Source organism: Streptomyces sp. NPDC006265 (assembly GCF_040613555.1).
In the GTDB taxonomy this organism is placed as follows: domain Bacteria; phylum Actinomycetota; class Actinomycetes; order Streptomycetales; family Streptomycetaceae; genus Streptomyces.
Map to the genome: position 1 here is coordinate 1 of NZ_JBEXSH010000911.1, position 3545 is coordinate 3545.

Consider the following 3545-nt stretch of genomic DNA (forward strand, 5'->3'; position numbering starts at 1 on the left):
AACTGCTCGTCGCGTTCGGCCGGGTGGAGGAGCTGCTGGGCCGCTACCCGCTGCGCGGCATCAAGGGCCCGGTCGGCACCGCGCAGGACATGCTGGACCTGCTGGGCGGGGACACCGCGAAGCTCGCGGACCTGGAGCAGCGGATCGCCACGCACCTGGGCTTCTCGCAGGCGTTCACCTCGGTCGGCCAGGTCTACCCGCGCTCGCTGGACTACGAGGTCGTCACCGCGCTGGTGCAGCTGGCGGCGGCCCCGTCGTCGCTGGCCAAGACGATCCGGCTGATGGCCGGGCACGAGCTGGTCACCGAGGGCTTCAAGCCCGGCCAGGTCGGCTCCTCGGCCATGCCGCACAAGATGAACACCCGCTCCTGCGAGCGCGTCAACGGCTTGATGGTGATCCTGCGCGGCTACGCCTCGATGACCGGCGAGCTGGCGGGCGACCAGTGGAACGAGGGTGACGTGTCCTGCTCGGTGGTGCGCCGGGTCGCGCTGCCGGACGCGTTCTTCGCGCTGGACGGTCTGCTGGAGACGTTCCTTACGGTGCTCGACGAGTTCGGCGCGTTCCCGGCGGTCGTCGCCCGTGAGCTGGACCGCTACCTGCCGTTCCTCGCCACCACCAAGGTACTCATGGGCGCCGTGCGCGCGGGTGTCGGCCGGGAGCTGGCGCACGAGGCGATCAAGGAGAACGCCGTCGCCTCCGCGCTCGCCATGCGCGAGCAGGGCGCCGAGCGCAACGAGCTGCTCGACAAGCTGGCCGCCGACGCGCGCATCCCGCTGGACCGGGACCAGCTGGACGCGCTGATGGCCGACAAGCTGTCCTTCACCGGTGCCGCGGGCGACCAGGTCGCCGCCGTCGTCGCCCGGGTCGAGGAGATCGTGAAGCAGCACCCCCGGGCCGCGGGCTACACGCCCGGGGCCATTCTCTGACGCGCCGGCCGGGTAGCCGACGGTGCCGCGTTTCACACCCGAGGAGCTTCAGGCCGCCCGCGACCGCCTCGTGCCCGACGTGGTCGCGGAGGGTCTGCACGTCCTGTTCTGCGGGATCAACCCGGGCCTGATGACGGCCGCGACGGGTCATCACTTCGCCCGCCCGGGCAACCGCTTCTGGCCGGTGCTGCACCGGTCCGGGTTCACTCCGCGGCTGCTGAAGCCGTGCGAGCAGCAGGAATTGCTGTCGTACGGGCTCGGCATCACCAACGTCGTGGCACGGGCCTCCGCGCGGGCCGACGAGCTGGGCGCCGAGGAGTACCGGGAGGGCGGGCGGCTGCTCGCGGCCAAGGTGCAACGGCTGCGGCCGCGTTGGCTGGCCGTGGTGGGGGTGACCGCTTACCGCGCGGCCTTCGACGACCGCAAGGCTCAGGTGGGGCCGCAGCCGCGGACGATCGGGGACACGCCTGTGTGGGTGCTGCCGAATCCGAGCGGGCTGAACGCGCACTGGACGCTCGAGACGATGGCCGAGGAATACGGACGGCTGCGGGAAGCCGCCGGAGGCTGATCGCCTACGGGGGGTCCGTCTGCGTGACCAGGGCCAGCAGTTGGACCTCCCGCGAGGGGTCCCGGTCCGCGACCGCCACGGCCACCCAGCGGCCCGTGCCCTCCACCTCCCACAGGTGCGCGACGCCCGCCCGCGCGCTCAACTCCGCCCACGGCCCGGGTATCTCCTCCCGCTCGGTGCGCAGCAGGACGGTCTGCAGGTTGTACGGAGGTGTGTCGCCCCAGCGGGAGGCGAGGAGTTCGTAGAGAGCGTCGCGGTCCTTCTCGTACTGGTCGATCGTCACCGCCCTGGCCGCCGGGTCGTCGTCGGTCGCGGCGTCTAACACCGCAACGTGGTGACCGGGCCCCGAGACGCCGACGTCCGACGGGCCGTGCTCCGCCGGAAAGGGGCGGTGGCACAGCTCGTCGATGAGGGCGAGGTGCTGTGCGATGTTCATGGGTCCAGTAAACCCGCCCCCACTGACACTTGGCGGGGCATCAACCGGGTCGCCCTCAGGCGTCCCTGCGGCGCACGCTCCAGGCTCCCGCCAGCAGGGCGGCGACCGTCCACAACGCGGTCACCGCGAGCCCCGACCACGGCCCGAGCGTGCCGTCGTACGTCTCCCTGAGGACTTCCTGCCCGGCCTTGTCGGGCAGGAAGTCGGCGACGGTGCCCGTGGCGTCGCCGATCACGAACGACACGACGAGGATGAACGGCACCAGCAGGGACAGGGTGGCCACGCCGCTGCGGAGCAGGGCGGCGACGCCCGCGGCGAACAGGGCCATCAGCATGAGGTACACACCGCAGCCCACTACACCGCGCAGCTGCTCACCGGTGCTGAGTGTGTTGGCCGCCCGGCCGAGCCCCGCCCGCCCGACGAGGAGGGCGGCGAGGGCCGTCATCAGCCCCGCGAGGAGCGCCGGTACGGCGATGACGGCCGCTTTGGCCGCGAACCACCGGCCGCGCTGCGGCACCGCCGCCAGCGAGACCCGGAGCGCGCCCTGGTGGAAATCCGACGACACGGCCATGGCCCCGAACGAGATGGCCGCGATCTGGCCCGGGAGGACGCCGGACAGGGACGCGAACAGCGGATCGAACCCCGGGCCCGAGGCATCGGAGACACCGGCGATCGCGGAGAACGCGACAGTGGCCGTGAACAGCGCCAGCAGCGTTCCCGGAAGCGAGCACAGGCTGCGGATCTTCAGCCACTCGGAGCGCAGTACGGGCGTGCATTCCATGGTCAGGCCTCCTGGTGCTGTGCGGTGAACTCGGTCTCGGCCCCGGTGGGGTCGAAGTAGGCCTGCTCCAACGTGGCTTCCTCGGCCGCCAGTTCCAGGACGGGCACGCCCGCGGCCGAGGCGATGCGGCCGATGTCGTCCACCCGTGCGTCGTGCACGGCGCAGTGCCCGTCCACGTGCTCCTCCACGTCGTGGCCGTGCCGGGCGAGGGCCGTCTTGAGGGCAACGGGGTCGGTGGTGCGGATGCGGACGCGGGGCTGCACGCGCGCGTGGATGAAGTCCCGCATGGGGGTGTCGGCGAGGAGCCGGCCCCGGCCGAGGACGACGAGGTGGTCGGCGAAGGACGCGGTCTCGTTCATCAGATGGCTGGAGACCAGGACCGTGCGGCCCTCCCCCGCGAGCCGGCGCAGCAACCGCCTGATCCACACGATGCCTTCGGGGTCGAGTCCGTTGGACGGCTCGTCCAGCATGACCACCTCGGGGTCGCCCAGCAGGGCGGCGGCGATGCCGAGCCGCTGGCGCATGCCCAGGGAGTACGTCCGCACGCGGCGCCGGGCCACCGACGCCAGGCCCGTCTCCCCCAGGACCTCGTCGACCCGCCGCTCCGGGATGCGGTTGCTCGCCGCCAGGACGCGGAGGTGGTCGCGGGCGGTGCGGGAGCCGTGCGCGGCCTGCGCGTCGAGCAGGGCGCCGACGTGGCGCAGGGGTTCGTGCAGTGCCGCGTAGGGCCGGCCGCCGATCGTGGCGGACCCGGCGGTCGGCGCCATCAAGGTCGGCGACACCGTCAAGATCTCCTACGTCGACCAGAGCCGCGAGAACATCGACCCCAAGAAG

The 3545-nt window shown here is 72.3% G+C and carries 3 protein-coding genes and 2 pseudogenes; 2 read left to right on the forward strand and 3 right to left on the reverse strand.

The window, feature by feature from the left end:
* Positions 1-926 (forward strand): annotated as a pseudogene (locus ABZ281_RS42605) (adenylosuccinate lyase); the annotation flags it as partial.
* A gap of 22 nt (positions 927-948) precedes the next feature.
* On the forward strand, positions 949-1494 hold the full coding sequence (gene mug / locus ABZ281_RS42610; protein ID WP_356663417.1) for a G/U mismatch-specific DNA glycosylase: 546 nt from the start codon (positions 949-951) through the stop codon (positions 1492-1494).
* Between the two features lie 4 nt (positions 1495-1498).
* Here the strand turns inward: mug and ABZ281_RS42615 are convergent, their stop codons facing one another.
* The 3 genes and pseudogenes from ABZ281_RS42615 to ABZ281_RS42625 all read right to left on the reverse strand — a co-directional run.
* Positions 1499-1930, reverse strand: coding sequence for a hypothetical protein (locus tag ABZ281_RS42615; RefSeq protein ID WP_356663419.1), 432 nt, complete (start codon positions 1928-1930; stop codon positions 1499-1501).
* Between the two features lie 55 nt (positions 1931-1985).
* On the reverse strand, positions 1986-2711 hold the full coding sequence (locus ABZ281_RS42620) for an ABC transporter permease (protein ID WP_356663421.1): 726 nt from the start codon (positions 2709-2711) through the stop codon (positions 1986-1988).
* Positions 2712-2713: 2 nt separating this feature from the next.
* Positions 2714-3472, reverse strand: a pseudogene (locus ABZ281_RS42625) (ATP-binding cassette domain-containing protein); the annotation flags it as partial.
* Between the last annotated feature and the right edge of the window lie 73 nt (positions 3473-3545).

Coding starts and splice junctions, on each gene's coding strand:
- ABZ281_RS42615 (WP_356663419.1), bottom strand. CDS start 1,930: ATGAACATCGCACAGCACCTCGCCCTCATCGACGAGCTGTGCCACCGC.
- ABZ281_RS42620 (WP_356663421.1), bottom strand. CDS start 2,711: ATGGAATGCACGCCCGTACTGCGCTCCGAGTGGCTGAAGATCCGCAGC.